Source organism: Modestobacter sp. I12A-02662, assembly GCF_041028325.1.
Classification (GTDB): domain Bacteria; phylum Actinomycetota; class Actinomycetes; order Mycobacteriales; family Geodermatophilaceae; genus Modestobacter.
The window spans coordinates 19,919-45,118 of sequence record NZ_JABGDE010000015.1; the positions used below are offsets into that span (position 1 = coordinate 19,919).

Genomic DNA, 25,200 nt, shown 5'->3' on the forward strand with positions numbered 1-25,200 from the left:
CGGCACCCGGGCACCGGGTTCACTGCTCGGTCGCGACCAGGTCCCGGTACTCGGGGTGCCGCTCGATCCAGCCGCGGACGAACGAGCAGTGCGGGACGACGGTCCCGCCCTTGCCGCGCACGTCGTCCAGCGCGGCCCGGACCAGGCGGCTGCCCAGCCCCGAGTGCTCCTCGTCGTCGTCGACCTCGGTGTGCGTGAACACGACCTGGCTCCCCCGCAGCTCGTAGGCCGCGATCCCGAGCAGCCGGTCGCCGTCCCGGATCTCGTAGCGGCTGTCCTGCGGTGCGTCGGTGACGGTCGGCTCCATGCCGTCCCGAACCCGCTGCCCGGCCGGGGTGTTCCCCGCGGTGCTCAGCAGATCCGGCGGGCGGCCGGGCCGGAGGTGACCGTCAGGGTGACCGGCTCCGCCAGGCCCCGCTGCCGGCAGGCGGCGAGGACCGCGTCGCCCACCGCCTCGGCGTCCCCGGGCCGGATCAGCGCGATCGCGGAGCCGCCGAAGCCGCCGCCGACCATGCGGGCGCCCAGCGCACCGGCCTCCCGGGCCGCGGCGACGACCACGTCGAGCTCCACCGCCGAGACCTCGTAGTCGTTCCGCAGCGAGGCGTGCGAGGCGTCCAGCAGCGGGCCGATCTCGGCCACGCGCCCGGCCCGCACCAGCTCGACCACCGTGTCGACCCGCTGGTTCTCGGAGACCACGTGCCGGGCCCGGGCCCGCAGGCGCGGGTCGGCCAGCCGCTCGACGTCGGCCGGGCCCGCGTCGCTGAGCCACTCCAGCCCCAGCTGCCGGGCGGCCTCGTCGCAGTCGGCGCGGCGCTCGGCGTACTGGCCGTCGGCGAGGGTGTGCGACACCCGGGTGTCGATGACCATGAGCTCCAGGCCGGCCTCGGCGAGGCCCAGGTGCACCGGCTCGGTGCGGAGGTCCCGGGTGTGGATGAGCAGCGCCGAGCCCTCCTCGGCGAGCAGGGCGACGGTCTGGTCCATCCCGCCGGTGCCGGCGCCGACGACCTCGTTCTCCGCCCGGATCGCGGCCCGGATGAGCAGGTGCCGCAGCGCCTCGTCGTCGTCCCGGCCGGCCAGCTCGGCCGCGGCGATCGCCACGGCCGCCTCCAGCGACGCGGAGCTGGACAGCCCCGCGCCCAGCGGGACGTCGCTGCTGACGGCGAGGTCCATGCCCGGCACGTCCACGCCCGCCTGCTGCACCGCCCACAGGGTGCCGGCGGCGTAGGCGGCCCAGCCGGAGACCGCGCCCGGGCCCAGGTCCGCCAGGGTGCCCTCGAACGGCGCGGCGGAAGGGTCGGTGCTGGCCAGCCGCACCCGGTCGTCGTCCCGGCGGCGCGCCGCCGCGGCGGTCACCCGGGTCAGCGCCAGGGGCAGGCAGCGGCCGCCGTTGTAGTCGACGTGCTCGCCGATCAGGTTCACCCGGCCGGGAGCAGCCCAGACGCCGTCCGGCTGCACGCCCCAGGCCGAGCGCAGCTCGGCGACCGCGAGCTCCGCCTGCTCCTCCGCACTGCTCACGAACCGACCTCGCGCAGCCGGTCCGCGATCCGCTCCGGCGTCGTGTCGTTGATCCACGCGCCCATGCCCGACTCCGAGCCGGCCAGGTACTTCAGCTTGCCCGGCGCGCGCAGCAGCGAGAACAGCTGCAGGTGCAGCCGGCCGAGCTCCCGCGCCTCCCCCGTCGGCGCCTGGTGCCAGCCGGCGATGTAGGGCACCTGGTCGACCCCGGGGTGGAAGCGGTCGACCCGGCGCAGCAGCTCCTGGTACAGCCCGGCGAGCTCGGCCCGCTCCGGGTCGTGCAGGGCGGCGAGGTCGGGCACGTCGCGGTGCGGCGCGAGGTGCACCTCGACCGGCCAGCGCGCGGCCCGGGGCACGTAGGCGGTGAAGTGCTCGCCGCGGAGCACCACCCGGGTGCCCTCGGACCGCTCGGCGTCGAGCACGTCCCGCAGCAGGTTGTTGCCGGTCGCCTGCCGGTGCCGGCGGGCCTGCTCGAGGAACTGCGCCGTCCGGGGCGGGACGAACGGGTAGGCGTAGACCTGCCCGTGCGGATGGCTGAGCGTCACCCCGATCTCCTCGCCCCGGTTCTCGAAGACGAAGACCTCGGCGATCCGCGGGTCGGCCGAGTGGGCCTCGGTGCGCTGCGCCCACGCCTCCACGATCGTGCGCATCCGGGCGGCCGGCAGCTCCACCACCGACGCCGCGTGGTCGCTGGAGAAGACGACGACGTCGCAGTGCCCGTAGGCGGTCCCGTCGGCCGGGCCCAGGACCGGCGGGTGTGGTGCGCCCGGGTCCACGGTGAGCGGCGCCAAGCTCGGGAAGCGGTTGGCGAAGACGGCGACGTCGTAGTCGCGGTCGGGGACCTCGCTGGGCCGGGCGGGGTCACGCGTCGGGCACAGCGGGCAGTCCGCCGCGCTGGGCAGGAACGTCCGGTTCATCCGGTGACCGGCGATGGTGACCCACTCGCCGGTCAGCACGTCGAAGCGGACCTCGCCGGCGCGTGGCGGCTCGGGCAGCGGGCGGGTGTCGACGGCGTCGTGCACCGGCTCCGGCGTCGCCTCGTCGTCGAAGTAGTGGATCGGCCGGCCGTCGGCCATGGCCCGCTGGGTGACCTGCCCGGGCCAGTGGTGCGGCGCGGGCTCCGCTGACGTCGCGGTCGAGGGTCCCGGTCCCATCCGTTCCTCCTGTTCCGGTCCACCGCTGGCGCAGCGGCAGGCAGACAGACGGAGGGCCCGGTCACCGCGTGCGGCGACCGGGCCCTCCGGTTGGTAGCGGGGACAGGATTTGAACCTGTGACCTCTGGGTTATGAGCCCAGCGAGCTACCGAGCTGCTCCACCCCGCGTCGGTGGGATCAGGTTACCCCAGGCCGGCAGGACGCCGCGCAGGGGGTGGGGAGCCCGGTCATCCCGCCGTCGCCGGGCGCACGGAGAAGGCGGTGAGCACGGCGTCGACGACGGCGTCGACGTACTCGCGGGTGACCGGGTCCCGGGTGATCAGCAGGCGCGTCCAGATCGGCCCGATCAGCAGGTCGATGAGCAGCTCCTGGTCGACCTGGGGCGCCAGCTCCCCCCGCGCGACGGCCAACGCCAGGACGCGCCGGTACGCCTGGCGGCGGGTGTGGAGCACGGTGGCGAGCAGGTCGGTGATCTCCGGGTGGTGCCCGGCCTCGCGCATCAGGCGCGGCACGAACTGGCCGCGACCGCGGGCGAAGGTCTCCACGGCGTTGTGCAGCAGCGCGTGCAGGTCATCCCGCAGGCTGCCCGAGTCGGGGACGTCGACGCTCTGCAGCGCGAGCAGCTCCACGCCGGCCGCGGCGACCGCGGCCTTCGACGGCCACCGGCGCAGGACGGTGGTCTTGGCGACGCCGCTGCGTGCGCTGGACCTGGCGGGTGCACCACTACGGCTACTCGGCCCTGGGCACCGACCGCTACCCGCCCTTCACGCTGGCGGACCTGCCGGACTACCCGGCGCGCCTCGACGTGCCCCACCCGGAGCGGCTCTCGCGCGGGCTGGTGCTGGTGAAGTGGTGGCTGCTGGCCATCCCGCACTACTTGGTGCTGTCGATCCTCGTCGGCGGCGGGATCTACGCGGGCAGCCAGGCGAGCTCCCCCGACGGGACGGAGACCGAGTGGAGCAGCGGACTGGGCCTGCTCACGCTCCTGGTGCTCATCGCCGCGGTCGGCGTGCTGTTCACCGGCCGCTACCCCCGCCCGCTGTACGACCTGGTCGTGGGCGTGAACCGCTGGGCGCTGCGGGTGACCGCGTACGCCGCCCTGATGACCGACCGTTACCCGCCGTTCCGCCTGGACATGGGCGGCGCCGACCCGGGGGCCGTCCCGACCGGTCCGCCGCCCGCGGCGCCCGGTGGAGCGGCCGCGAGCCCCTACGGCACCCGCACCGACGACGTCGCCGCCGGCTCGCAGGCCTGACCCGGCGGTCTCACCGGAGGGCTGCCGGACGGGTGGCCAGGTGGGCGGTGAAGCTCTGCCGTCCGTACGGCGCCCCCGGGACCAGGGCCGCACCCGATCGGTAGGCCGCGAACAGCTTCCCCGGCAGGGCCAGCGGCAGCACCGGCCGACGGGTGCCGGTGGCCCGCGCCCACATCCGGGCCAGCTCCGGGAGGCCGTGCTGCTCCGGGCCGCCGATGTCGGCCACCCGCCCGGCCGGGGCCGCGCCGGCGAGCTCGGCCAGCCGGTCGGCGACCTCCTCGACGGCGATCGGCTGCAGGCGGATCGCCGGCGCGACGACGACCGGCGAGCGGCGCTGCGCGGTGAACATCGCCTCGACGAAGGAGTGGAACTGGGTGGCCCGCAGGACCGTGGAGGGCAGGCCGGACTCCCGGACGAGCCGCTCGATCACCACCTTGTCCCGGTAGTAGGCCAGCGGGATGTCGTCGATCCCGACGATCGAGATGAGCACCAGGTGCCGCACCCCGGCGGCGGTGGCGGCGTCGAGCAGCCTGCGGGTCGCCTCGACGTCGCCCTTGCCCCGGGGCCCGGTGGCCAGGTGCAGCACCGTGTCCGCGCCGGCCACTGCCTCGGGGAGACCGGCGCCGGTGAGCAGGTCCCCCGTAGTCAGGCCAGGGCCGCTGCGCCGGCTGAGGGCGCGGACGTCGTGACCGGCGGCACGCAGCCGCTGGACGGTGGGGACGCCGAGTGCGCCGGTCGCCCCGGTGACCATGGTGGTCGTCATGGGTGGTTCTCCCTTCCTCACCCGCTCAGACCGGACAGCCCGCCGATCCGTGACAGCTGGCCCTGGACGTAGGTCAGCTTCTCCGGGTTCACGACCAGGTCCAGCCCGGCCAACCGCTCGCCGTCGGTCTGCAGCACCAGGACGGCGCGCAGGTCGCCCGCGTCGGTGAAGGCCACCGCCGGAGCGCCGTTGACCTCGACGAGGGCCGGGAGCAGCCCCTGCTGGAAGCGGTGGACGAGCCCGATGACGTAGCGGGCAACGTCGTTGCGTCCCCGCACCGGGCGGCGCGCCGCGTGCACCACGCCACCGCCGTCGGCGCGCGCCACCACGTCGGCGGCCAGCAGGGCCTCCAGCCCGGCGAGGTTCCCGTCCCGGGCGGCGACCAGGAACCGGGCGATGAGGTCCTGCCAGTGAGCGACGTCCACCTCCCGGGACTCGGCCACCGCGACGTGCCGCCTGGCCCGGGCGTGCAACTGCCGGGCGTTGGCCTCGCTCGTGCCGATCAGGTCGGCCACCTCCCGCGGGCTGTACGCGAAGGCCTCGCGCAGCACGTAGGCGGCCCGCTCCGCCGGGGGCAGCCGCTCCAGGAGCGCCAGCAGCGCGAAGGAGACGGCCTCCCGCTGCACGGCGTCCTCGAGCGGACCGAGCTCGGGCTCGGCGTCGCGCCCGGTGAGCACCGGCTCGGGGAGCCAGGGCCCGACGTACACCTCCCGGCGCGCGCGGGCCGAGGTCAGCGCGGTGAGGCACAGGTTGGTGACGGTGCGGGCCAGGAACGCCGCCGGGTCCGCCACCCGGGCCCGGTCGACGCCCTGCCAGCGCAGCCAGGCGTCCTGCAGCACGTCCTCGGCGTCGGTGGCCGAGCCGAGCATCCGGTAGGCGATGCCGAACAGCCGCCGGCGCTGTCCCTGGAACTCGTCGAGCGCCGTCGTCACGCGCGCCATCCTGGCAGCGGCCGGGCGCACGTCGGCGAACCCGGGAGCCGTGTCACGAGCGGCGTCCGCGTTGTGTGGGGGACCCGGGCCGAGAAGAGTGGGCTGGGCCGCCGACATGACGGGGGTGGGTATGGCACGCATCGGGGTGCGGGGCGGCGCGGGGGCCGACGCCCTGCGGCGGATCACGGTCAACGACGTGTCACTGGCCTACCGGGAGGTGGGGTCGGGCGACGCGGTGGTCTTCGTGCACGGTGGCGTCAGCGACCTGCGCACCTGGGCAGGACAGCTGGAGCCGATCGGCACCCGGGCGCGGGCGATCGCCTACAGCCGCCGCTACGCCTGGCCCAACGACGACATCACCCCGGGGGCTGCCGACCCGATGTCGCCGCACGTCGACGACCTCGTGGCCCTGCTCCACGTCCTGGACGCCTCACCGGCGCACCTGGTCGGCAACTCGTGGGGTGGCTTGATCTGCCTGCTCACCGCGGTCCGGCACCCGGAGGTCGTCCGCAGCCTGGTGCTCGAGGAGCCGCCACTGCTGCCGCTGGTGCTCGGCGCGGGCCCACGCCCTCGTCCCGGCACGCTGGTCTCCAGCCTGGTCCGCCGGCCACGCGCGACCCTGGCGGCCCTGGTCGTCGGGGTGCGGACGTTCGCCCCGATGGCCTGGGCCCACCGGCGAGGCGACGAGGAGCACGCCTGGCGGGTCTTCGCCCGCGGCGTCCTCGGCCGGGATGCCGTCGCCCGGCTGACACCCGAGCGCGAGCAGCAGATGCGCGACAACGCGTCCCTGCTGCGGGCGGAGCTCCGGGCCGGCTTCCCGCCTCTCTCCGAGGCGGACGTGCAGGCCATCGACGCTCCCACCCTGCTGGTCTCCGGCGGCCGGAGCCCCGCGGTGGTCACTGCACTCAGCGACTGGCTGCCATCCCTGGTCCGGCAGGCTCGGCAGGTACGCGTGCCGGACGCCTCTCATCTGGTGCACGAGGACGACGCGCCGTTCGTCAACGCCCTGGTCCTCGACTTCATCTCCGACCTCGGGGAGCGACGGTCGGGCGGGTGACGGGCTCTGGGACGGTGCCCCGTGCGGCACGCCGCGTGGCACGGGAGTGGCACGTGCTGAGCAGCCGCACCGAGCGGCCGGAGGCGTTCGACCCCGCGGTGCTCGACGGCCTGCCCGAGCCCGCCCGCCGGTGGCTGACGCACGCCATCGCACCCGGCACGCCGCTGTGGCAGGCGGTGGAGCTGTCCATGCGGGGCGAGATCCGCCTCAGCTCCTGGCGCCCGTTCACCGCGCGCCAGGTGCTCGCGCCGCCGGCCGGTTTCGTCTGGGCCGCCACCGCGCGCCTCTTCGGGCTCCCCGTGACCGGCTTCGACCGGCTCAGCTCGGGGTCCGGCGAGATGCGCTGGCGCCTCGGCGGGCTGGTCCCGGTCATGTCCGCGTCCGGGCCGGACGTCGCGCGCAGCGCCGCGGGGCGCCTGGCCGGGGAGGCGACCCTGGTGCCGACGGCGTTCCGCGCCGCCACCTGGGCGACGGGGTCCGCCGCGGACCGGGTCGTCGCCACGTGGCACGTCGGTGGGCGGGACGAGAGCGTCGAGCTGCACGTGGGCCCGGACGGCCGGCTGCTCGGCGCCGAGATGGACCGCTGGGGGAATCCCGGCGGCGAGCCGTTCGGCCGGCACCGCTTCGGGGTGGCCTTCGAGGCGGAGCGGACCTCCGCCGGCGTGACCATCGGCTCGGTGCTCCGCGCCGGCTGGTGGTGGGGGACGGACCGCCAGGCCGAGGGCGAGTTCTTCCGGGCCCGGATCACCGGCGCGACGTTCCGGTGACCCGGGCCCGTCGGCCGGGTCAGGAGCGCAGGCGGTAGAAGCGCCAGAAGCCGAACCCCTCGATCGGCAGGACGTCGACCGCCGCGAACCCGGCTCGCTGCGCGAGGTCACGCACGGTGGACGACCGGATCACCGTCCCGGTCGCCGCCGACGGCTGGTGCGACCGGGCGTCGGGCAGGCAGACCAGCGTGCTGAACCCGTAGAGCAGCCGCTCGACGTCGCCGGCCGGCGCGGTGAACTCCTCCTCGGCGGCCTCGTCCATCACGACGACCACTCCTCCGGGCCGCAGGGCCCGCCGCGCCGCCGCCAGCACGTCCACCGGGTGGGGCAGGTCGTGGAGGCACTCGAAGGCGAAGACGGCGTCCACCGACGCCTCCGGCAGCTGCGTGGCGACGTCGCCGGTGACGAACCCGACGCGCTCACCCAGGCCGGCCGCGGCGGCGTGCTCTGCCGCGGCGGTGGTGGACGGGGCGTCGACGTCGTACCCGTGCAGCGCGGCTCGCGGGTACGCCCGGGCGAGGGCGACCGTCGACCAGCCCTCACCGCACCCGACGTCGGCGATCCGGGCGCCCGGCCGGTCGAGCAGCTCGTGCAGGTCCGGCACGCGACGCAGCGCCGGGGCCAGCTCCTGCTCGTACCAGGGGCGGTTCATGTCGGCCTGGCCGGTGCGGGCGTCCGGGCCGAACTGCGCCCAGCTCACCCCGGAGCCGGTCCGGTAGGCGTCCGCCAGTGCGGGCAGCTGCCCGGCTGCGGCGGCCACGAAGCGGGCCAGCGGCGCGAGGTAGGCCAGGCTGGACCGGTCGGTGAACACCTCGGCCGCTCCCGGTGGCAGCTCGAACCGGCGGGGCACGCCCGGTCCGGCCGGCTCGACGGCGGTGAGCAGACCGCCGGCGGCCTGCTGCTCGAGCCACTCGCGGGCGTAGCGCTCGTCGGTGCCGGTGCGGCCGGCCAGCTCCGCCGGGGACAGCGGGCCGGCGCCGGCCATCGCCTGGTACCAGCCCAGCCGTTCGCCGAGGTAGATGGCCAGCGTGTCGAAGGCGCCGAGCGCGGCCTGGAACACGCGCTCGGCCACCTCGTCGGCGGTCGGTGCGGCAGCAGCCGGGGCGGCGGGGTCCTGGACGGTGGTCATCGGGTTCCTCCTCAGGGTGTGGGGGTCAGGCCGCACGGGCCGGGACGGCGGCGGTCGCGGCGATGAAGCGGGCGACCACGTCGTGCACCTGGGCGCGGTCGCACTCGTTGAGGACGTCGTGCAGGTCGCCCGGGAAGGCGACGATCGAGGCGTTCGGCAGCTGCGCCGCGTCGGCCCGCCCGTCGGCGAGCGGGACCACCTGGTCCTCCTCGCCGTGGACGAAGAGCACCGGGAGGTCCGGACGGCCGGCGTCCAGGCCGGCCCGCACCTCCGGCCAGGCCTCCACGATGGCGCGCAGCGTCTCGTGCCGGAACCCGCCGTGCCAGGTCAGCGGGTCGTGCAGCAGCGCGTGCACGTAGTCCGGGTGGCGGCTGAAGACCTCGGTGGGATCGACGTCGGCGGGCTCGGCCGGGGTCCCGCCGGCCAGCTCCTCCGTGATCCACGCCAGCGGGCGCAGCGGCGGCGCGGACAGCACCAGCGCGTCGGCGACCGACGGCGACCGGAGGGCGAGCAGGTAGGCGGCCAGGCCGCCGCCGGAGTGCCCCGCCAGCACCAGCGGACCGACCGGGTGCTCGGCCCGCGCGATCGCGGCCAGCCGTCGGGCGTCCTCGACGTAGGAGTCCCACGTGGCGATGACCGCCCGCTCCCCGTCGCTGCGGCCGTGGCCGCAGGCGTCCATCGCGTGCACGGCCCAGCCGTCGGCGGCGAGCCGGCGGCCCAGGGCGTCGTACAGCCCGGCGTGCTCGCCGTAGCCGTGCAGGAGGACGACGACGCCGCGCACCCCGCCCACGGGATGCCAGGCGGTGTGGTGGATGCGTCCGACGGAACCGCGGAACCAGGGCATGGACGTGCTCCTCTGCGCTCGGGAGGGGACAGCGGCCGGTGGCGGTGGCGCCACGCGGGGAACCGGTGCGAGGAGCCTGCGGGGGACGCCTGTCGGCGCGGTGTCGTCGTGCTGTCGCCGGCCCTGCGGGCGTGTCAGACTGCCCCGGTCAACCGTCGAGGTGGCCGCCGACATGTTCCGTGTGCTCGGTCCGCTCGAGGTCGAGGACGGCGACGAGCGGATCCTCCTGCCGGGCGTCCGGCTGCGCGCGCTCCTCGTCGCCCTTCTCCTGCAGCCGCGCACCACCGTTCCGGCGCACCGCCTCATCGAGGTGCTCTGGGACGAGGACCCGCCCCAGGTCCCCGGCAACGCGCTGCACCAGGTGGTCCGGCGGCTGCGGACCGCCCTCGGCCCGCTCGGGACGGCGGTCCGGACCCGGCCGGCCGGCTACGAGCTCGCCGTCGCCACCGGGCTGGTCGACGCCGAGGTGTTCGAGGCGGCGTACCGGGAGGCCGGGGCGCTGTCCGCCGCCGACCCCGACGCGGCCGCGGCCGTGCTGGACCGCGGGCTGGCGCTGTGGCGTGGACCCGCCTACGGCGAGTTCGCCGAGGGCTTCGCGCGGGCGCCGGCCGTCCGGCTGGAGGAGCTGCGGATCGCCGCCCTCGAGGAGCGGGCGGCGCTGCAGCTGGCGCGCGGCGCCGTCCCCGAGGCCGTCGCCGCCGGCCGCCAGCTCCTCGCGGGGCATCCACACCGGCCGCGCACGGTCGAGGTGCTCATGCGGGCGCTGTCCGCCGACGGTCGCGCGGCCGAGGCGCTCGACGTCTACCGCCGGCACCGGGAGCTGCTCGCCGACGAGCTGGGCATGGACCCGCGCGAGTCGCTCCGGGAGCTGCAGACCCAGATCCTGCGCGGCGCGGTGCCGGCGCCCCGCGAACCACCCCTCCGGCCGCCCCGGCCAACGCCGGCCGGAGCCGTCCGCGCGCTGCCCTGGCGGCCCGGCCCGCTGCTCGGGCGGGCAGCGGACCTGGCCCTGCTCGGCGACTGCCTGGCCGAGCAGCGGCTGGTGACCCTGGTCGGACCGGGCGGGGTCGGCAAGACCCGGCTGGCCGTGGAGGCGGCGCACCGCCGCGCCGGCGCCGACGCCGCGGTGTGGTGGGCGGACCTGTCGACGGCGACGCCGCAGCGGCTGGTCGGCTCCCTGGCGGAGGCGACCGCGGTCGACCTCCCTCGCGGGTCTGATGCCCCCGGGGCGCTCGCCGAGGCCTTGCGCGACGCCTGCGGCCTGCTGTGCCTGGACAACGCCGAGACCGTGCTGGCCGACCTCGCTCCGCTGGCGGAACGCCTGCTGGCCGAGGTCCCGGACCTGGCGCTCCTGGTGACCAGCCGCGAGCGGCTGGACGTGGCGCACGAGCACGTCCACGTCCTCGCGCCGCTGCCCGTGCCCGCCGACGCGGCCCGGGACACGCCGGCCGTGCGGCTGTTCATCGACCGGGCACCCGGGCTGGAGGCCGGCGCGCTCTCCGACGACGACGTCGCGGTCATCGCGGACACCTGCCGCCGGCTCGACGGTCTGCCGCTCGCGATCGAGCTCGGCGCCGCACGGGCCCCGACGTTCGGGCTGCGCGAGTTCGCGGCCCGCCTGGCGCAGGGCCTCGACCTGCTCTCCGGCGGGCGCCGCACGGCCGCCGCCCGGCACCGCTCGGTGCGCGCCGTCGTCGACTGGTCGTTCCGCCTGCTCCCCGACGACGAGGCGCGCCTGTTCACCCGGCTGGCGGTGTTCCCGTCCTCGTTCACCCTGGACCGGGCCGAGGCGGTGTGCGGAGGACCGCCGCTGACCACGCCCGCCGTCGCGCCGCTGCTGGCCCGGCTCGCCGAGAAGTCGCTGGTGCAGGCCGGTGACGGCCGGTTCTGGCTGCTGGAGACCCTGCGCGCCTTCGCCGACGAGCACCTCGGCGACGACGAGCGACGCGCGGTGCGCGCCCGGCACGCGGAGGACACCGCCGGGCGCCTGGCCGGGTGGAGCGCCCTGCTGTGGACACCTCGCGAGCCCGAGGCGGTGGCCGCGCTCGGCGTCCTCACGGCCGACCTCCACGCGGCCTGGGCGCACGCGGTGCGGGACGACCGGCCGCTCGCCGTCCGGCTGGCCGGTGACGTGCACGACTTCGCGTACTACCACCAGCGCGCGGACCTGCTGGAGTGGGGCCTCACCGTGGCCGGGTGGGAGGTCGAGCACCCTCGGCTCCCCGACGCGATGGCCACCGCGGCCGCCGCCGCGTGGGCGGTCGGCCGGATGGCCGACGCCGAGGAGCTGACCGGCCGGGGCCTGGTGGCCGCCGGCGGGCCGGACTCCCCCACCGCGGCCCGGGTGATGGACCAGCGGGCCGGACTGGCGATGTTCGCCGGGCAGACGGAGGAGGCCGTCCGGCGCTACCGCCGGGCCGCGGACCTCTACCGGCGGGCGGGCGAGCCCGTCCTCGGGCTGACGATCGACCTGTCGGTGTGCCAGGTCATGACCTACGACGGGGGCGCCGCCGAGGCCGCCGCCCGCGCCGCCGACCTGCGGGCCGCCGTCCGCGCGAGCGGCAACCCGAGCGCCCTCGCGTGGTGGCACTACGTCCTGGGCGAGGCGCTGGTCCACTCCGACCCGGCCGGCGCGCTGGCGAGCTACACGGCAGCGGTCGAGCACGCGTCCCGGGTGGACAACCGGCTGCTGGTCATGCTGGCCCGCAGCTCCGCTGCGCCCCTCCTCGGCGAGCAGGACTCCCCTCCGGTCGCGCTGCGGGAGCTGGGCCGTCTGCTCGACCAGTGGCAGGACCTCGGCAACACCGCCTCCCAGTGGTGGGTCCTGCTCAGCCTGGCGGTGCTCCTCGGGGAGCTCGGTGCGGACCGGGACGCCGCACTGCTGGCCGGGGCCGTGCGGTCCAACCAGCAGCACCAGCCCGCCTTCGTCCGGGACCGGCAGCGGCTCGAGCAGGCGCTCACCGCCGTCCGCCGCCGGCTGGGGGACGAGGCCACGGACGCGGCGTCGGTCGAGGGGGCGCGGATGCCCCTGCAGGAGGCACTCGCGGTCGCCCGGCAGCTCATCCCGACCGCGGGGACCCTTGCCCCGCCACCCCGGACCGAGGAGCGTGTGCCCGGCGTGACGCGACGGGAGGGCGCATGAGCGGCATCGCGGTGCTCGGTCCCGGCGGGGTGGGCGGGCTGCTCGCCGGGCTGCTGGCGCGCCGCGGGCAGGACGTCACCTGCCTGGCCGGCCCGGCCACCGTCGACGTCCTGGCCCGCGACGGGCTCCGTGTCGAGAGCCGGCAGTTCGGCACGTTCGCCGTCCGGGTGCGGGCCGCCGAGCGGCTCGACGACGGCGTCGACGTCTGCCTGATCGCGGTCAAGGCCACGCAGCTCGCCGACGCGCTGGAGCGCCTCCCGGCCGACGCGGTCGGCGGTGCCCTGGTGGTGCCGTTGCTCAACGGGGTCGAGCACGTCGACCTGCTGCAGCGCCGCTACCCCGGCGCCGGCGTAGTCCCGGCCACGATCCGCTGCGAGTCCACCCGCACGGCGCCCGGCGTCATCCGGCACGACAGCCCGTTCGTGCGGGTGGAGATGGCCGCGACCGGCCGGTCGGCCGACGCCGTCCGGCGCTTCGCCGACGACCTCACCGACGCCGGGGTCAGCGCGCAGGTCAGTGACGACCCGGCCACGGTGATGTGGAGCAAGCTGACCTTCCTGGCCGCGTTGGCCCTGCTCACCACGGCCGCGGGCGCCCCGGCCGGCGAGGTCCGGGAACGACGGCGCGACGACCTCGTCGCGCTGGTCGGCGAGGCCGCCGCGGTCGCCCGGGCCGAGGGCGCGGCGGTCGACGCGGCGGCCGTCGTGGCCTTCTTCGACGGCATCCCGGCCGGCATGCAGTCGTCGATGCAGCGCGACGCCGAGGCCGGCCGCCCTCTCGAGCTGGACGCCGTCGCGGGCGCGGTCGTGCGCACGGCCGCCCGGCACGGGATCCCCGTGCCGGTCACCTCCCGCTACGTCGACCTGCTCACCGACCGCAGCCGCTCCGCACTCCCCCGGGATGCCACCTGAGCCGACCGAGCCCACCTGGAGCGCCCGTGCCCGAGCACCGGACCGCAACGCTGCCCGCCGCCGTCCTCGTCCTGACCGCAGCCACCGGCTGCTCGGTGTTCGCCGATCCCGGCCCGGACACCACCCAGGACCGCCCCGTCGCCGACGTCACCAGCGTCCGGCTGGAGACGAGCGGGGACCTGTCCGTCGGGGCCGGCGACCGTCCGCAGCTCACCGTGACCGCCGGGAGCGAGGTGATCGACCGGCTCACCAGCGACGTCGTGGACGGGGTCCTCGTGCTGGGGATCGACGGCCGGGTCCTCGAGCTGGGGGACGTCCACTACTCCCTGACCCTCCCCCGGCTGGACGGCCTCGTCGTGGACGGATCCGGTGACGCGGAGGTCGCGTCGGTGCCGACCGACGCGCTCTCGCTCGCGGTCAACGGCTCCGGGGACGTCGAGGTGAGCGGCGTGGCCGTCCAGGACCTGCAGGTGGCGCTGGCCGGCTCGGGCAACGTGGAGACCGAGGGCACCGCCGCGGTCCAGGACGTGCTGGTCGAGGGGTCCGGGGACTACGACGGCTCCTCGCTGGACAGCCGGCAGGCCACCGTCACCGTGAGCGGTTCCGGCGACGCCGACGTCCGGGTCACCGGGGAGCTCACCGCCGTCGTCAACGGCAGCGGGGACATCGAGTACACCGGCGGGGCCCAGGTCACCAGCACCGTCCAGGGGTCCGGCCAGGTCGTCCCGAGCTGAGTTGCGTCCTCCGGGCATCATCGGTCCATGAGGGCCATCGACACGCCTGATCCGCGGGGCGAGGACCAGCTGGCGGACGAGGTCGTGGTCCGGCTCACCGACGACCTGGCCGGCCTGCACCGCGGCGTGCTCACCCGCGACGAGGTCGAGGACGTCGTCCGCTCGTCCTACGAGGAACTGGCCAGGAAGGCACGGATCACCGCGTTCCTCCCGGTGCTCGCCCGTCACCGCGCGGAGGACCGGCTGGTGGACCTGGCCCGGCAGCGCCACGAGTCCGCGCGCCCGGTGCCCAAGGTGGTCTTCGTCTGCCGGCACAACGAGGGCCGGTCCCAGCTCGCCGCCGCCCTGCTGGACCACCACGCCAAGGGCCGGGTCGACGTCCGCTCGACCGGCATCGAGCCGACCGGGCGGCTCAACCCGGTCGCGGTCCAGGCACTCGCCGAGCTGGGGGTCCCGCTCGCCGAGCCCTACCCCGAGCCGCCCTCGGACGCGCTGATCCGCCGGGCGGACGTCGTGGTGAACATCGGGGCGGCGGACGCCCGCCCGGACATCCCCGGTGCCCGCTACGTGGACTGGGACCTGCCGGACCCGGCGGGCCGGCCCCTGGAGGAGGTCCGGGAGCTGCGCGACGAACTCGATCGCCGAGTCCGCGTCCTGCTGGACGAACTCACCGCCTGAGCCCGGCCGCCGGCGGTCAGAGCGGCGGCGTGGTCGGCGGCGGCGTCCGGTGCCCGGTCGCCTCCTCGTACCCCCGCCCGGCGGCCAGCAGCAGCGGCTCGTCGAACGGGCGGGCCAGGAACTCGACGCCCACCGGCACCCCGATCGGCGCGCTCGCCGTCGGCTCGCTGAAGCCGCCCGGGAGGGTGAGGGCCGGGAAGCCGGTCAGCGCCCCGAGGATGCCGTTGCGGTCCCGCTGCTGCTGCTCCACGACCGGCTCCACCAGGCGGCTCTGCATCGGGTAGAAGAGCAGGTCGAGGTCCTGCTCGTCCATCATCGCGAGGACCCGGTCGCGGAGCTCCGCGATGCCGTCGAGCCGGGCGGCGTACTCGGCGCTGGCCCGGCCGTCCCCGGTCTCGTCCGCGGTGGCGAGGAAGTTCTCGACGGTCGGGTGCAGCGGGCCGGTCGCCCGGATCTCCTCGAGCGTGTCCACGGGGGCGTTGGTGGTGGCGAGGTAGCTCTCCAGCAGCGGCTCGAACTCGAACCGCTGGACGTCGTAGCTCGCCGACAGCTCGGCGGCCGTGGCACCCAGGTCGACGTCGACGAGCGTCGCGCCCTGCGCGGTGAGGTCCGCGCGTGCCCGGTCGACGACCGCGTTCACCGGGTCGTACAGCTCCCCCTCGAGCAGGAAGTTCGTGACCACGCCGATCCGGGCGCCACCGAGCACCTGGTCGTCCACGGCGGCCACGTAGTCCGGGAGCTCCCGCCCGACCAGGACGTCGGTGTAGGAATCAGCCGGGTCGTGGCCGGCCATGACCTGCAGGACTGCGGCGGCGTCGGCCACCGACCGGGCGATCGGGCCGGCGGCGTCCTGGGTCGAGGACACCGGCACGATGCCGTCCCGGCTGACCAGCCCGCGGGTGGGGCGCAGGCCGACCAGGCTGTTGGCCGAGGATGGCGACCGGATCGAGTTGACCGTGTCGCTGCCGGTCCCCACGGTGGCGAAGCCGGCCGTGATGCCCGCGCCGGTGCCGCCGCTGGACCCGCCGGGGGTCCGGGTGAGGTCGTAGGGGTTCAGCGTCTGCCCGCCCAGGGAGCTGGCGGTGACGCCGGTGACGGCGAACTCGTGCATGTTGGCCTTGCCGATGACGATCGCGCCGGCCTCGCGCAACCGCGCCACCGTCGTGGCGTCGTCCGGCGGCTGGGCGCCCTCCAGCGTCGCCGACGCGGCGGTGGTCGGGAGGTCCGCGGTGTCGTAGTTGTCCTTCAGGAGCACCGGCACGCAGTGCAGCGGGCCGGCGAAGCCCTCCTCCGCGTACTGCTCGTCGAGGGCCGCAGCGGTGCTCAGCGCGTCGTCGTCCACCTCGAGCACGGCGTTCAGCTGCGGGCCCTCGTCGTCGTAGGCCTCGATCCGGGCCAGCGACTCCTCGACCACGTCCTGGCAGGTGGCGGAGCCGTCCTCGATCGCGGCGCGGATCGACGCGACGCTGGCCTCTTCCACGGGGAGACCGCCGACGTCCGCTGCCGCCGGCGAGGCCCCGCCGACCGTGGCCGTGGCCGTGGCGACCAGTGCGGTGGCGGCGACCGCCGTGGCCAGTGCCCGTCTCCGCGTGATGTGCCCCATGCCGCGGAACGTAACACCGGGGCAGGCCCCCCGCTGGCGGATCAGGTGACCCTCGTCGCAGCCGGGACCCGGGTCCCGACAGTCGTCAGATCGTGAACCACCGGGACGGATCGTCCATCGGGATACCGGCGGCGGACAGCTCGGGCACGACGTCCGACTCGAGCGACCAGGCCAGCCAGCGATCCGGTGTCACGACGATGGTGACGTCCTCCACCTCGTGCAGCAGGCCGCCGACGACGTCCAGACCCTCGGCGGTCATCCACAACGCGTAGAGCCGGTGGTTGAGCTCGCGCGACTCCGGGCCGGTGAGCAGCTCCGCCGTGCCGACCGCGGACACCCACTCGATGGTCGTGCGGTCGTCGACGGTGACCGTGACCGCGGGATCAGCAGCCAGGTTCCGCACCTTCCTGGTGGCCGAGGACGTGGCCACGAGGAAGCGGTCGTCGGTGAACAGGTAGACGACCGGCACCAGGTGCGCCGACGCGTCCGGGTTGCGGGTCGCCAGGCTGAGGTAGCGGTGCCGCCCTAGGAACTCGCGCATCCGGCCGGTTGGTTCGCCTCCCGGCCGGATCGGGGTCGGCTCGGTCATGACGGGCCGGCCCTGGTCCCGTCGGGGTCAGCGGCCCACGGGGGTCCCGCCTGTCCGGTGCATGCACTCATCAACCGACAGCCTCATCCCCAGTGAGCCGGGCGACGACGTCGTGAGCGGAGGGTACGCCGGGCAGGCCGGCAGGGGTCCCGCGCGCGGCGCGGCGGGACGATCGGCACGACGATCGCTCGCACGGTGGGTGCCCGCAGTCTGAGCGAAGCCGCGCGCCCGGCGAGGTGGTTCCCGGCGGAAGTGGGTGCTGCCACGGATTCCGCGGCGGTCGCCGGGGCGGCGACCATGCGGAGGACACGGAACGGCCGCCAGCTGACGGGTCCGGGAGGAGGCCGTGTGCACCCTGCCGCCGAGGCCCTGGCCGACCACCCGGCCGCACTCCGGCGTGCCCCACTCCCCGGTGAACGACGTCCACGGTCACCGCGGAGGGAGGGGACGTGTCGGTCGCCGAGCTGAACGTCGTCGTCCTGGCGGTGACCGCCCTCCTGCTGATCGCCGTCGCGGCCGTGCGGCTGTCCACCCGGGCCGGGCTGCCGACCCTGCTGCTCTACCTCGGCCTCGGCGTGGTCGTCGGCGAGGCCGGGTTCGGTCTCGAGTTCGACGACGCCCAGCTCACGCAGGTGGTCGGCCTGGTGCTGCTGGCCATCATCATCGCCGAGGGTGGCCTCACCACGCGGTGGGAGGTGATCCGCCCGGTCCTGGCCCCATCGCTGCTGCTGGCGACGCTCGGCGTGGCCCTCAGCGTGGCGGTCACGGCCGCCGTGACGTACGCGCTGCTGGACGTGGACCTGCGGACCGCCCTCCTGCTGGGGGCCGTCGTCGGTTCCACCGACGCCGCAGCGGTGTTCTCCGTGCTCCGCCGCTTCCCCCTGCAGCGGCGACTGCGTGCCACCCTCGAGGCCGAGTCCGGGTCCAACGACCCCCTGGCCATCATCCTGGTCACCCTCATCGTGTCCGACGGGTGGGAACAGGCCGATCCGCTGGTGGCGGCCGCGCAGGTGCTCTACCAGCTGGTGGTCGGCGCCGTCGTGGGTCTCGCGGTGGCCCGGGTCGGCGAGAGGGTGCTGCGCCGCAGTGCGCTTCCGTCGGTGGGGCTGTACCCGATCGCCACCGTCGCCATCGTCATGTTCGCCTTCGCCGCCGCCGGCGTGGTGGCGGCCTCCTCGTTCATGGCGGTCTACGTCGCCGGCCTGTGGCTGGGCAACGCCCGACTGCCGCACCGCAACGCCACCCTGGGCTTCGCGGAGGGCCTGGCGTGGCTGTCCCAGATGGGGTTGTTCGTGCTGCTGGGGCTGCTGGTCAGCCCTGAACGGCTGCCCGCCGCGCTGCTGCCCGCGCTCATCGTGGGCGGGGGCCTGCTGCTGCTCGCCCGCCCGTTCTCCGTCCTGGTGTGCGCCGCGCCGTTCCTGGTGCCGTGGCGGGAGCAGGCGTTCATGTCCTGGGCGGGGCTGCGGGGCGCGGTGCCGATCGTCCTGGCCACGATCCCCCTCAGCACCCCGATGCCGGCCGCGCAGCAGGTCTTCGACATCGTGTTCGTCCTGGTGGTCGTCTTCACCCTCGTGCAGGCGCCCGCGCTGCCGACGCTGGCCCGGCGTCTGCGCGTGGGCGACGAGGAGGGCGCCGCGGAGGTGGCCATCGAGTCGGCTCCGCTGGCCAGCATCGACGCCGACCTGCTGCAGTTCGCCGTCCCGAGGGGCTCCCGGCTGCACGGCGTCGCGATGTGGGAGCTGCGGCTGCCGCCGGGGGCAGTGGTCTCCGTGATCGTGCGCGACGGCCAGCCGATCGTCCCCGACGCCCGGACCACCCTCCGCACCTACGACCAGCTGCTGCTCATCGTGCCCAGCAGGGCGCGGCGGCAGGTCGAACGCCGCCTGCTCGCGGTGCACCGCGCCGGTCGCCTGGCCAGCTGGCTCGGCGAGCGTGGGGACGCCCGTCCGCGGCCTCCCGAGGGCCGCGCTCCGCGGCCCCCCCGCCGACGGGACCGCGCCGACCGGCGGTTCCTCACCGCGGCGCGACGCCACGTGGGCCGGCGCAGCGACGACGAGAGGACCCCCGAGGTGCAGCGGGACGTGCGGGTCGGGCCCGGCCGATGACCGTCGTTCTGCTCCGCGGAAAGCGGCATCGACTGGAACGCCACCTTTCTGCTGTCGGGATGATGGTCATCGTCGGCGTCCTCAAGCAGACCGGGCTGTTCGACTACCTCGCCGTCTGGGCGGCCCAGAGGTAACGCGGCCGCCCGTTCCGGCTGATGGTGCTGCTGATCGTCGTGACGGCGGGCGCATCGGCCCTGCTCGACAACGTCACCACCGTCCTGCTGGTCGCGCCGGTGACGCTGATGATCTGCGAGAAGCTCGGCCTGCGCCCGGTGCTCTACCTGACCGGTGCCTCCTCGTCCTGGGACTGGTCACGACCGGGTTCTCGCTGCACTCCTGGCTCCACGTCCAGCCCTGCCTGATCGCGCTGCTCGGCGCCGGGACGATGGTCCTGGTCTCCCGCGCCACGCCGGCCCAGTTCCTGGAGGAGGTGGAGTGGCCGACGCTCGTGTTCTTCATGGCTCTGTTCGTCCTGGTCGGGGGCCTGGTCGAGGTGGGCGTGATCGACCGGCTGGGCCAGGCCGCGGTCGACGCCACCGATGGCAGGTTCTTCCTGGCCGCGACGGGCCTGCTGTTCGGCTCGGCGGTGCTGGGGGCGTTCGTCGACAACATCCCCTGCACCGCGACGATGGCGCCGATCGTCGAGGACCTGGCCGACGCCGCCCCCACCGCCACGCAGGGCGAGGCGCTGTGGTGGGCCTTCCCGCTGGGAGCCGACTTCGGCGGCAACACCACCGCGGTCGCCGCGGGCGCCAACGTCGTGATCATCGGCATCGCGGCCCGCCACCTGCACCCCATCAGCTTCTGGGAGTCCACCAGGTACGGCCTGTTCGTCACCGTCGTGACGCTCGTGCTCACCTGGCCCTACGTCTTCCTCCGCTACTTCGCCTTCGGCTGAGCCCGCGACGTCGGGCCCCGGGCACCGGTCCGGACGGCGACGACGGTCAGCGCGCCGCGGTCAGCGCGTCCGTGAGCAGCGTGACGAGCGCCTCGTGCTGCACGTCGGCCGACGACTGCACCTCCTCGTCGGAGCCGTCCAGCGCCCGGGCGGCGAGTCCCGCCTTGCTGTCGATCAGCTCGGCGATCCGCGCGTCGATGGTCTGCGCGGCGATGATCCGCCAGGCGGTGACGGGGTCGGTCTGCCCGATGCGGTGGCTGCGGTCGATGGCCTGGGTCTGCTCCGCATCGGTCCAGGAGAGCTCGGCGAGCACGATGTTGGAGGCGACCTGCAGGTTGATGCCGACGCCGGCCGCGGTCAGGGAGCAGACCGCGACGGCGACGCCGCGGTCGTTGACGAAGGCGTCGATGTGCTTCTGCCGGGCGGTGGGCGTCTGGTCGCCACGGATCGACGAGAACCGGATCCCCAGCTTGGTGAAGGTCTCCTCGGCGACGTCCATCACGTCGACGTGCTTGGCGAAGAAGACGACCTTGCCCGCGCTCCGCGCGAGCTGCGCGGTGTAGTCGGCGGCGAGGCCGGCCTTCGCCTGGCCGATGCGCCGCATCATGCCGAAGACGTTCTCGCCGGCCTCCGCCGTCGCCGCGTCCTTCAGCTCCCACCGGGCCACCCTGCGCACCAGTTCGTGGTCGATGCCCTCGACGGGGGCACCGGACTCGCGGGCCGCGAGCGCGCTCTCGTACCGCGACACCAGCCGGCGGGCGAGGTCCCGCTCGGCCGCCCGGATCGACCGGCCGGCCTTGTCGTCCAGCTCGACGGGGAGGTCCGCGATCCGGCGGGCGGGGATGTCGGCAGCCACGTCGACCTTGCGGCGACGGACGACGCCGAGGTCGATCACGCACCGGCGGGCGGCGGCGTGGAACCCGGGGTCGGCCGGAGAGAGGCCGGTCTCCTCGAGCGCGTCCATCAGGTCGGCGAGCGGCTTGGTCTCGTCGATCCAGCCGAGGAACTGCCAGATGGCCCGGAAGTCGTCGATGTCGTTGATCAGCGGGGTGCCGGTGAGGGCCATCAGCAGGGGGCGCGCGGTGCGGGACCGGATGCGCTCGGAGAGCTCCAGGACGTGCTGCGACCGCTGGGAGGTCTTGTTCTTGATGAAGTGCGCCTCGTCGACGACCATGCCGCGGAACCCGAACTCGCCGATCCAGCCCACGTGGCGGTCGAGCACCTCGTAGTTGACGACGACGATGTCGGCGAAGCCGTTGACCGTGTCACCGTTGCCGTGGACGACCGTGGCCGAGCGGTGCGGCGTCCAGAGGCCGGCCTCGCGGGCCCAGTTGGTCTTGACGACGCTCGGTACGACCACGAGCAGCGGGTAGGCGTTCGCCGCCTCCGCGGCGAGCAGCGCCTGCGCCGTCTTGCCCAGGCCGGGCTCGTCGGCGAGCAGGAAGGTGCGGTGGCCGGCGGCGGCTGCGGCGACCAGCTGCGCCTGGTGCGGCATCAGCTCCCGGCCACCCGGCGCGTGCCGGTCGGACGGCTCGGGCAGGGCCATGCACGCCGGGGCTCCGCCGCCGGCGCGCTCGAAGGAACTGAGCAGCGGGCCGAGCAGCTCCCACCCGGCCAGCCGGTGCGGCCGGGCCGTGCTGCTCTGCCGGACGGAGTCGTAGTCGGGGGCGAGGAAGGGGTTGGCCAGCTGCCGGGAGACGACCGACTGGGGCACGACCCGGCGCTCGGGCGGGGCGGACGCGGCCGCGCGCTCCGACGACGGGACCCCGTCGGGGGCCCCGACTCCGACGACGCCCCGCAGGTCCCGCCCGACCGACCTGGCCGGGTCGGCGGCGACGGCGTCCGAGGCGAGCAGCGCGAGGAGCGCGGGGTCGCGCACGGCGGTCCGGGCGAGGACGGTCGCGATCCCGTCGAGGCGCTTGAGCTGCTCCGCCCGGTGGCTCTCGCTGCTGGCCTGGTCCCCGCGGACCCGGGCGCGCTCCTCACGCAGCTCCAGCGCCACGGCCTGGAACTTCGTGCGCACGGCGGGCGTCACGGGACCGCGCTGGGCGGCTGCCTCGACCTCCCGGACGGCCCGGGCGAGCCCCGACAGCACGTCGTCGCGGGCGCGTCGCTCGTCCCGCGGGGCGGAACGGCGGGTGCCCGTCGGGCGCTGGCCTCGTCGAGCCACGGACTCCTCCTCTGGAATGCCCGGCACGGCTGCCGCGGCGGCGGGATGCCGCGCGCGGTCCCGCCGTCGCGGGGATGACGTCGTGGGATGACGTCGCGCGGCGCGGGCCCGGGGGAACCGCTCCGCGCACGCGACCCGGCCTCCGGATCCGCGAGACGCCGACGCCTCGGCCCGTCCACGGTGGAGAACCGTCGGCCACGTGTGGATGGCCTGGGCACCGACCGCGGAGGGCGCGCCGCCCGGACGAGCGGCGTCACCCGGGTCGGTGCTCGACCGATGCTAGCGCCTCGGCCCGGACGGGGACGGCCGCACGGACGGGAACGGCCCCACGGTGACTGTGGGAGATGTCGTACCCCGACCTCACAATCGCGGCGTCCGGGACGTCTACCCGGTATGGAGACGCGAACGATGAGCAGGACGCACACCGTGGTGCCCTCGCCGATCGGCCCGCTGACCGTCGTCCGGGAGGACGGCGCGCTGGTGCGGCTGGCCATGTCGCCGCCCGGGCTGTTCGTGGACGCCGAGCTGGGCGAGCGCACCGACGACGGGTTCGCCGACGTGACCCGGCAGCTCGGCGAGTACTTCGCCGGCGAGCGGACCGCCTTCGACCTGCCGCTACGGCCGGTCGGCAGCGACTTCGAGCTGGCCGTGTGGGACCAGCTGACCCGCATCCCGTACGGCGCGACCCGCTCCTACGGATCGGTCGCCGCGGCGGTCGGTCAGCCGGGCGGCGGGCAGGCGGTCGGCGCCGCCAACGGGCGCAACCCGCTGGCCATCGTCGTCCCCTGCCACCGGGTGATCGGCGCCGACGGCAGCCTGGTCGGCTTCGGCGGCGGGCTGGCCCGCAAGCGGTTCCTGCTCGACCTGGAGCAGCGCGACAGCCGGTTGTTCTGACGTGCCCCTCGAGCCGTTCGAGGCGGTCGTGCGGCGGCACGGACCGACCGTGCTGCGCGTCTGCCGCGCGGTCGTCGGTCCGGACGCCGCCGACGACGCCTGGTCCGAGACGTTCCTCGCGGCGCTGCGGGCCTACCCCGCGCTGCCGCTGGGCAGCGACGTCGAGGCATGGCTGGTGACGATCGCCCGCCGGAAGGCGGTCGACCAGCTGCGGGCGGCCGCCCGACGCGCCGTACCCGTCGCCGAGCCGCCGGAGGTGCCCAGCACCACCGGCCTGCCCGGCGAGCGGGACGGCGAGCTGTGGGCCGCGCTCGCCGGGCTGCCGGAGAAGCAGCGGCAGACCGTCGCCTACCACCACCTCGCCGGCCTGCCCTACGCCGAGATCGCCGCCCTCGTCGGCGGCACCCCCGAAGCCGCCCGCCGCGCTGCCGCCGACGGGATCGCGGCGCTGCGCCGCACCTACCGAGGAGCTCCCGATGACCGCTGATCTCGACCGCCTGGCCGCTCGCCTGGCGCGCGCCGCCGACGACGCCGGCCTGCTCGACGTCGCGTTCACCACCGTGGACACCCCGGTCGGGCCGCTGCTGCTGGCCGCCACCGGCCAGGGACTCGTCCGCGTGGCGTACGCCGCCGAGGACCACGACGCCGTCCTGCAGTCCCTCGCCGACCGGATCAGCCCGCGCGTGCTGCGGGCCCCGGCCCGGCTCGACCCCGCAGTCCGGCAGCTCGAGGAGTACTTCGCCGGCCGGCGCCGTGCCTTCGACCTGCCGCTGGACCTGCGGCTGTCGGCCGGGTTCCGCCGCGACGTGCTGACCCGGCTGCGCGAGGTCGGCTACGGGAGGACGGCCAGCTACGCCGCCCTCGCGGCGGCCGCCGGCAGCCCGCGGGCGGTCCGCGCGGTCGGGACGGCGTGCGCGACCAACCCGCTGCCGGTCGTCGTCCCCTGCCACCGGGTGGTGCGCAGCGACGGCGCGCTCGGCGACTACGTGGGCGGCGTCGCGGCCAAGCGCACGCTGCTGAGCCTGGAGGCAGCGGCATGAGCGACCGCGTGGACGCCCTCGGCCGGCTCGCGCTCGCCGCCGAGGCGCGCCGGCCTTGTACCGCACCCGTTGCCGATCGCCCGGGAGTGGGCGCCCCGGCCGCTACAGCGAGCACGTGAGCGCTCCATTCTGGTGACGACGCGCCGGCCGCCCGCGACGTCAGGTCGGTGAGGCATGCGCGACTGCATCTCCAGGTCGACGGGCTCGGAAGTCCGGGCACCCACACCGACGCCCCCCAGGGGCCGGACCCACGGAGATCAGCATGCGATCCACCCGAGCCATCCTCACCACCACCGCCGCCACCGCCGGAGCCCTGGCGCTCAGCGTCTTCGCCGCGCCCGCCGCCGGCGCCGACGAGGTCGGCGGCGTCACCACCGTCGTGCTGAACCCCGACGTCGTCCCCGTGCTGGTGGACGACCTGCACGTCGGCCTGATCGAGCCCGGCGAGCTCGGCGACGCGAGCGGCCTGGCGCAGTTGGCCTTCCCGATCACCGCGATCGAGGACGAGGACATCCGGCACAGCGGCGGCCTCAGCTTCACCACGCTCGACGGCGCGACGCTGGAGATCACCGAGTTCGCGATCCAACCCGGTGACGGCGAGCTCGAGGCCGAGGCCGCGCTCGACGGGGCGGCGCTGGAGGACGACGTCGACGTCTTCGACCTCGGCGACGTGCAGGCGATCGACGGCGAGCCTTCGTGCGACGGCGTCGCGGCCGGCCTCACCCTCGCCGACGAGGCGGCCGCCGCGCTGGGCGCCCCGGAGTTGGAGGGCGTCTTCATCGGCAACGCCTGCGTGCAGCCGGAGGCCTGAGTCCGGTCCGGTGCCCGACGGTCGGGGCGGCCGGAGCGGTGTCCCGCTCCGGCCGCCCGCCCAGCCTGTTCGGCGCCATGACCGCGACCACTCCATCGAGGTGTGCCTGGCCCTCGACGGTGAGATGTGGCTGATGCTGCACTGCGGCTCCCGCACCATCGGCACGGAGCTCGCCGAGCGGCACACCGGCGTCGCCCGGGGACGGAGGC

At 75.5% G+C, this 25,200-nt stretch carries 26 protein-coding genes and 1 tRNA gene; 15 read left to right on the forward strand and 12 right to left on the reverse strand.

Features of this window, described 5'->3' with window-relative positions; all coding sequences use genetic code 11:
- Positions 1-19: 19 nt before the first annotated feature.
- The 5 genes from HL189_RS20110 to HL189_RS20130 form a co-directional block, all read right to left on the reverse strand.
- Positions 20-307: a GNAT family N-acetyltransferase gene (locus HL189_RS20110; protein ID WP_369135505.1), complete on the reverse strand. Its 288-nt coding sequence runs from the start codon at positions 305-307 to the stop codon at positions 20-22.
- A gap of 44 nt (positions 308-351) precedes the next feature.
- Positions 352-1,515 (reverse strand): galactokinase, encoded by a 1,164-nt coding sequence (gene galK, locus HL189_RS20115; RefSeq protein WP_369135506.1) that lies wholly within the window; start codon positions 1,513-1,515, stop codon positions 352-354.
- A complete protein-coding gene (gene galT, locus HL189_RS20120) occupies positions 1,512-2,669 on the reverse strand; it encodes a galactose-1-phosphate uridylyltransferase (RefSeq protein ID WP_369135507.1) in 1,158 nt (385 codons plus the stop codon). Before galT ends, galK begins: the two co-directional genes overlap by 4 nt.
- A 91-nt stretch (positions 2,670-2,760) precedes the next feature.
- Positions 2,761-2,837 (reverse strand) — tRNA-Met (locus HL189_RS20125).
- A gap of 59 nt (positions 2,838-2,896) precedes the next feature.
- The gene (locus tag HL189_RS20130) at positions 2,897-3,298 is read right to left on the reverse strand and encodes a TetR-like C-terminal domain-containing protein (RefSeq protein WP_369135508.1); all 402 of its coding nucleotides are present in this window, start codon (positions 3,296-3,298) and stop codon (positions 2,897-2,899) included.
- A gap of 68 nt (positions 3,299-3,366) precedes the next feature.
- Here HL189_RS20130 and HL189_RS20135 point away from each other — a divergent pair, with 68 nt between their 5' ends.
- Complete coding sequence (locus tag HL189_RS20135) at positions 3,367-3,924, forward strand: DUF4389 domain-containing protein (RefSeq protein ID WP_369135509.1); 558 nt, start codon at positions 3,367-3,369, stop codon at positions 3,922-3,924.
- 10 nt (positions 3,925-3,934) lie between these two features.
- On the opposite strand, the gene HL189_RS20140 is transcribed toward HL189_RS20135, so the two are convergent.
- Both HL189_RS20140 and HL189_RS20145 read right to left on the reverse strand, forming a co-directional pair.
- Positions 3,935-4,687, reverse strand: a complete 753-nt coding sequence (locus HL189_RS20140; RefSeq protein WP_369135510.1) for an SDR family oxidoreductase — start codon at positions 4,685-4,687, stop codon at positions 3,935-3,937.
- Between the two features lie 17 nt (positions 4,688-4,704).
- Complete coding sequence (locus HL189_RS20145) at positions 4,705-5,619, reverse strand: RNA polymerase sigma-70 factor (RefSeq protein ID WP_369135511.1); 915 nt, start codon at positions 5,617-5,619, stop codon at positions 4,705-4,707.
- Between the two features lie 130 nt (positions 5,620-5,749).
- Here HL189_RS20145 and HL189_RS20150 point away from each other — a divergent pair, with 130 nt between their 5' ends.
- Positions 5,750-6,676: an alpha/beta fold hydrolase gene (locus HL189_RS20150; RefSeq protein WP_369135512.1), complete on the forward strand. Its 927-nt coding sequence runs from the start codon at positions 5,750-5,752 to the stop codon at positions 6,674-6,676.
- 53 nt (positions 6,677-6,729) lie between these two features.
- Positions 6,730-7,443, forward strand: coding sequence for a DUF6544 family protein (locus tag HL189_RS20155; protein ID WP_369135513.1), 714 nt, complete (start codon positions 6,730-6,732; stop codon positions 7,441-7,443).
- Between the two features lie 19 nt (positions 7,444-7,462).
- On the opposite strand, the gene HL189_RS20160 is transcribed toward HL189_RS20155, so the two are convergent.
- Entirely contained in the window at positions 7,463-8,572 is a 1,110-nt protein-coding gene (locus HL189_RS20160; protein ID WP_369135514.1) for a class I SAM-dependent methyltransferase, read from the reverse strand.
- Between the two features lie 25 nt (positions 8,573-8,597).
- Positions 8,598-9,416 (reverse strand): alpha/beta fold hydrolase, encoded by an 819-nt coding sequence (locus HL189_RS20165; RefSeq protein WP_369135515.1) that lies wholly within the window; start codon positions 9,414-9,416, stop codon positions 8,598-8,600.
- 172 nt (positions 9,417-9,588) lie between these two features.
- Here HL189_RS20165 and HL189_RS20170 point away from each other — a divergent pair, with 172 nt between their 5' ends.
- The 4 genes from HL189_RS20170 to HL189_RS20185 are packed head-to-tail and all read left to right on the forward strand — an operon-like array spanning position 9,589 to position 14,881.
- Entirely contained in the window at positions 9,589-12,558 is a 2,970-nt protein-coding gene (locus tag HL189_RS20170) for a BTAD domain-containing putative transcriptional regulator (RefSeq protein ID WP_369135516.1), read from the forward strand.
- Positions 12,555-13,469, forward strand: coding sequence for a ketopantoate reductase family protein (locus HL189_RS20175; RefSeq protein WP_369135517.1), 915 nt, complete (start codon positions 12,555-12,557; stop codon positions 13,467-13,469). Before HL189_RS20170 ends, HL189_RS20175 begins: the two co-directional genes overlap by 4 nt.
- A gap of 26 nt (positions 13,470-13,495) precedes the next feature.
- A complete protein-coding gene (locus tag HL189_RS20180; RefSeq protein WP_369135518.1) occupies positions 13,496-14,203 on the forward strand; it encodes a head GIN domain-containing protein in 708 nt (235 codons plus the stop codon).
- Positions 14,204-14,230: 27 nt separating this feature from the next.
- Complete coding sequence (locus HL189_RS20185) at positions 14,231-14,881, forward strand: three-helix bundle dimerization domain-containing protein (RefSeq protein WP_369135519.1); 651 nt, start codon at positions 14,231-14,233, stop codon at positions 14,879-14,881.
- 16 nt (positions 14,882-14,897) lie between these two features.
- On the opposite strand, the gene HL189_RS20190 is transcribed toward HL189_RS20185, so the two are convergent.
- Positions 14,898-16,484, reverse strand: coding sequence for an amidase (locus tag HL189_RS20190; RefSeq protein ID WP_369135520.1), 1,587 nt, complete (start codon positions 16,482-16,484; stop codon positions 14,898-14,900).
- Between the two features lie 85 nt (positions 16,485-16,569).
- On the reverse strand, positions 16,570-17,073 hold the full coding sequence (locus HL189_RS20195) for a pyridoxamine 5'-phosphate oxidase family protein (RefSeq protein WP_369135521.1): 504 nt from the start codon (positions 17,071-17,073) through the stop codon (positions 16,570-16,572).
- 449 nt (positions 17,074-17,522) lie between these two features.
- On the opposite strand from HL189_RS20195, the gene HL189_RS20200 reads away from it, so the two are divergent.
- From HL189_RS20200 to HL189_RS20215, 4 genes are read left to right on the forward strand one after another with little or no spacing between them, the layout of a single operon-like run.
- Complete coding sequence (locus HL189_RS20200; protein WP_369135522.1) at positions 17,523-19,178, forward strand: potassium/proton antiporter; 1,656 nt, start codon at positions 17,523-17,525, stop codon at positions 19,176-19,178.
- Positions 19,175-19,312, forward strand: coding sequence for a hypothetical protein (locus tag HL189_RS20205; protein WP_369135523.1), 138 nt, complete (start codon positions 19,175-19,177; stop codon positions 19,310-19,312). Before HL189_RS20200 ends, HL189_RS20205 begins: the two co-directional genes overlap by 4 nt.
- 21 nt (positions 19,313-19,333) lie before the next feature.
- Positions 19,334-19,540 carry an SLC13 family permease gene (locus HL189_RS20210; RefSeq protein WP_369135524.1) on the forward strand — a complete coding sequence of 69 codons (207 nt, stop codon included), beginning with the start codon at positions 19,334-19,336 and terminating at the stop codon, positions 19,538-19,540.
- Positions 19,507-20,076: an SLC13 family permease gene (locus HL189_RS20215; protein WP_369135615.1), complete on the forward strand. Its 570-nt coding sequence runs from the start codon at positions 19,507-19,509 to the stop codon at positions 20,074-20,076. Before HL189_RS20210 ends, HL189_RS20215 begins: the two co-directional genes overlap by 34 nt.
- A gap of 46 nt (positions 20,077-20,122) precedes the next feature.
- On the opposite strand, the gene HL189_RS20220 is transcribed toward HL189_RS20215, so the two are convergent.
- Positions 20,123-22,246 (reverse strand): DEAD/DEAH box helicase, encoded by a 2,124-nt coding sequence (locus tag HL189_RS20220; RefSeq protein ID WP_369135525.1) that lies wholly within the window; start codon positions 22,244-22,246, stop codon positions 20,123-20,125.
- Between the two features lie 408 nt (positions 22,247-22,654).
- Here HL189_RS20220 and HL189_RS20225 point away from each other — a divergent pair, with 408 nt between their 5' ends.
- The 4 genes from HL189_RS20225 (at position 22,655) to HL189_RS20240 (ending at position 24,991) form a co-directional block, all read left to right on the forward strand.
- Positions 22,655-23,140 (forward strand): methylated-DNA--[protein]-cysteine S-methyltransferase, encoded by a 486-nt coding sequence (locus tag HL189_RS20225; RefSeq protein WP_369135526.1) that lies wholly within the window; start codon positions 22,655-22,657, stop codon positions 23,138-23,140.
- 1 nt (position 23,141) lies between these two features.
- Positions 23,142-23,627, forward strand: coding sequence for an RNA polymerase sigma factor (locus HL189_RS20230; RefSeq protein ID WP_369135527.1), 486 nt, complete (start codon positions 23,142-23,144; stop codon positions 23,625-23,627).
- Positions 23,617-24,180 carry a methylated-DNA--[protein]-cysteine S-methyltransferase gene (locus HL189_RS20235; protein WP_369135528.1) on the forward strand — a complete coding sequence of 188 codons (564 nt, stop codon included), beginning with the start codon at positions 23,617-23,619 and terminating at the stop codon, positions 24,178-24,180. Before HL189_RS20230 ends, HL189_RS20235 begins: the two co-directional genes overlap by 11 nt.
- A gap of 262 nt (positions 24,181-24,442) precedes the next feature.
- Positions 24,443-24,991 (forward strand): hypothetical protein, encoded by a 549-nt coding sequence (locus HL189_RS20240; RefSeq protein ID WP_369135529.1) that lies wholly within the window; start codon positions 24,443-24,445, stop codon positions 24,989-24,991.
- Positions 24,992-25,200 lie beyond the last annotated feature (209 nt).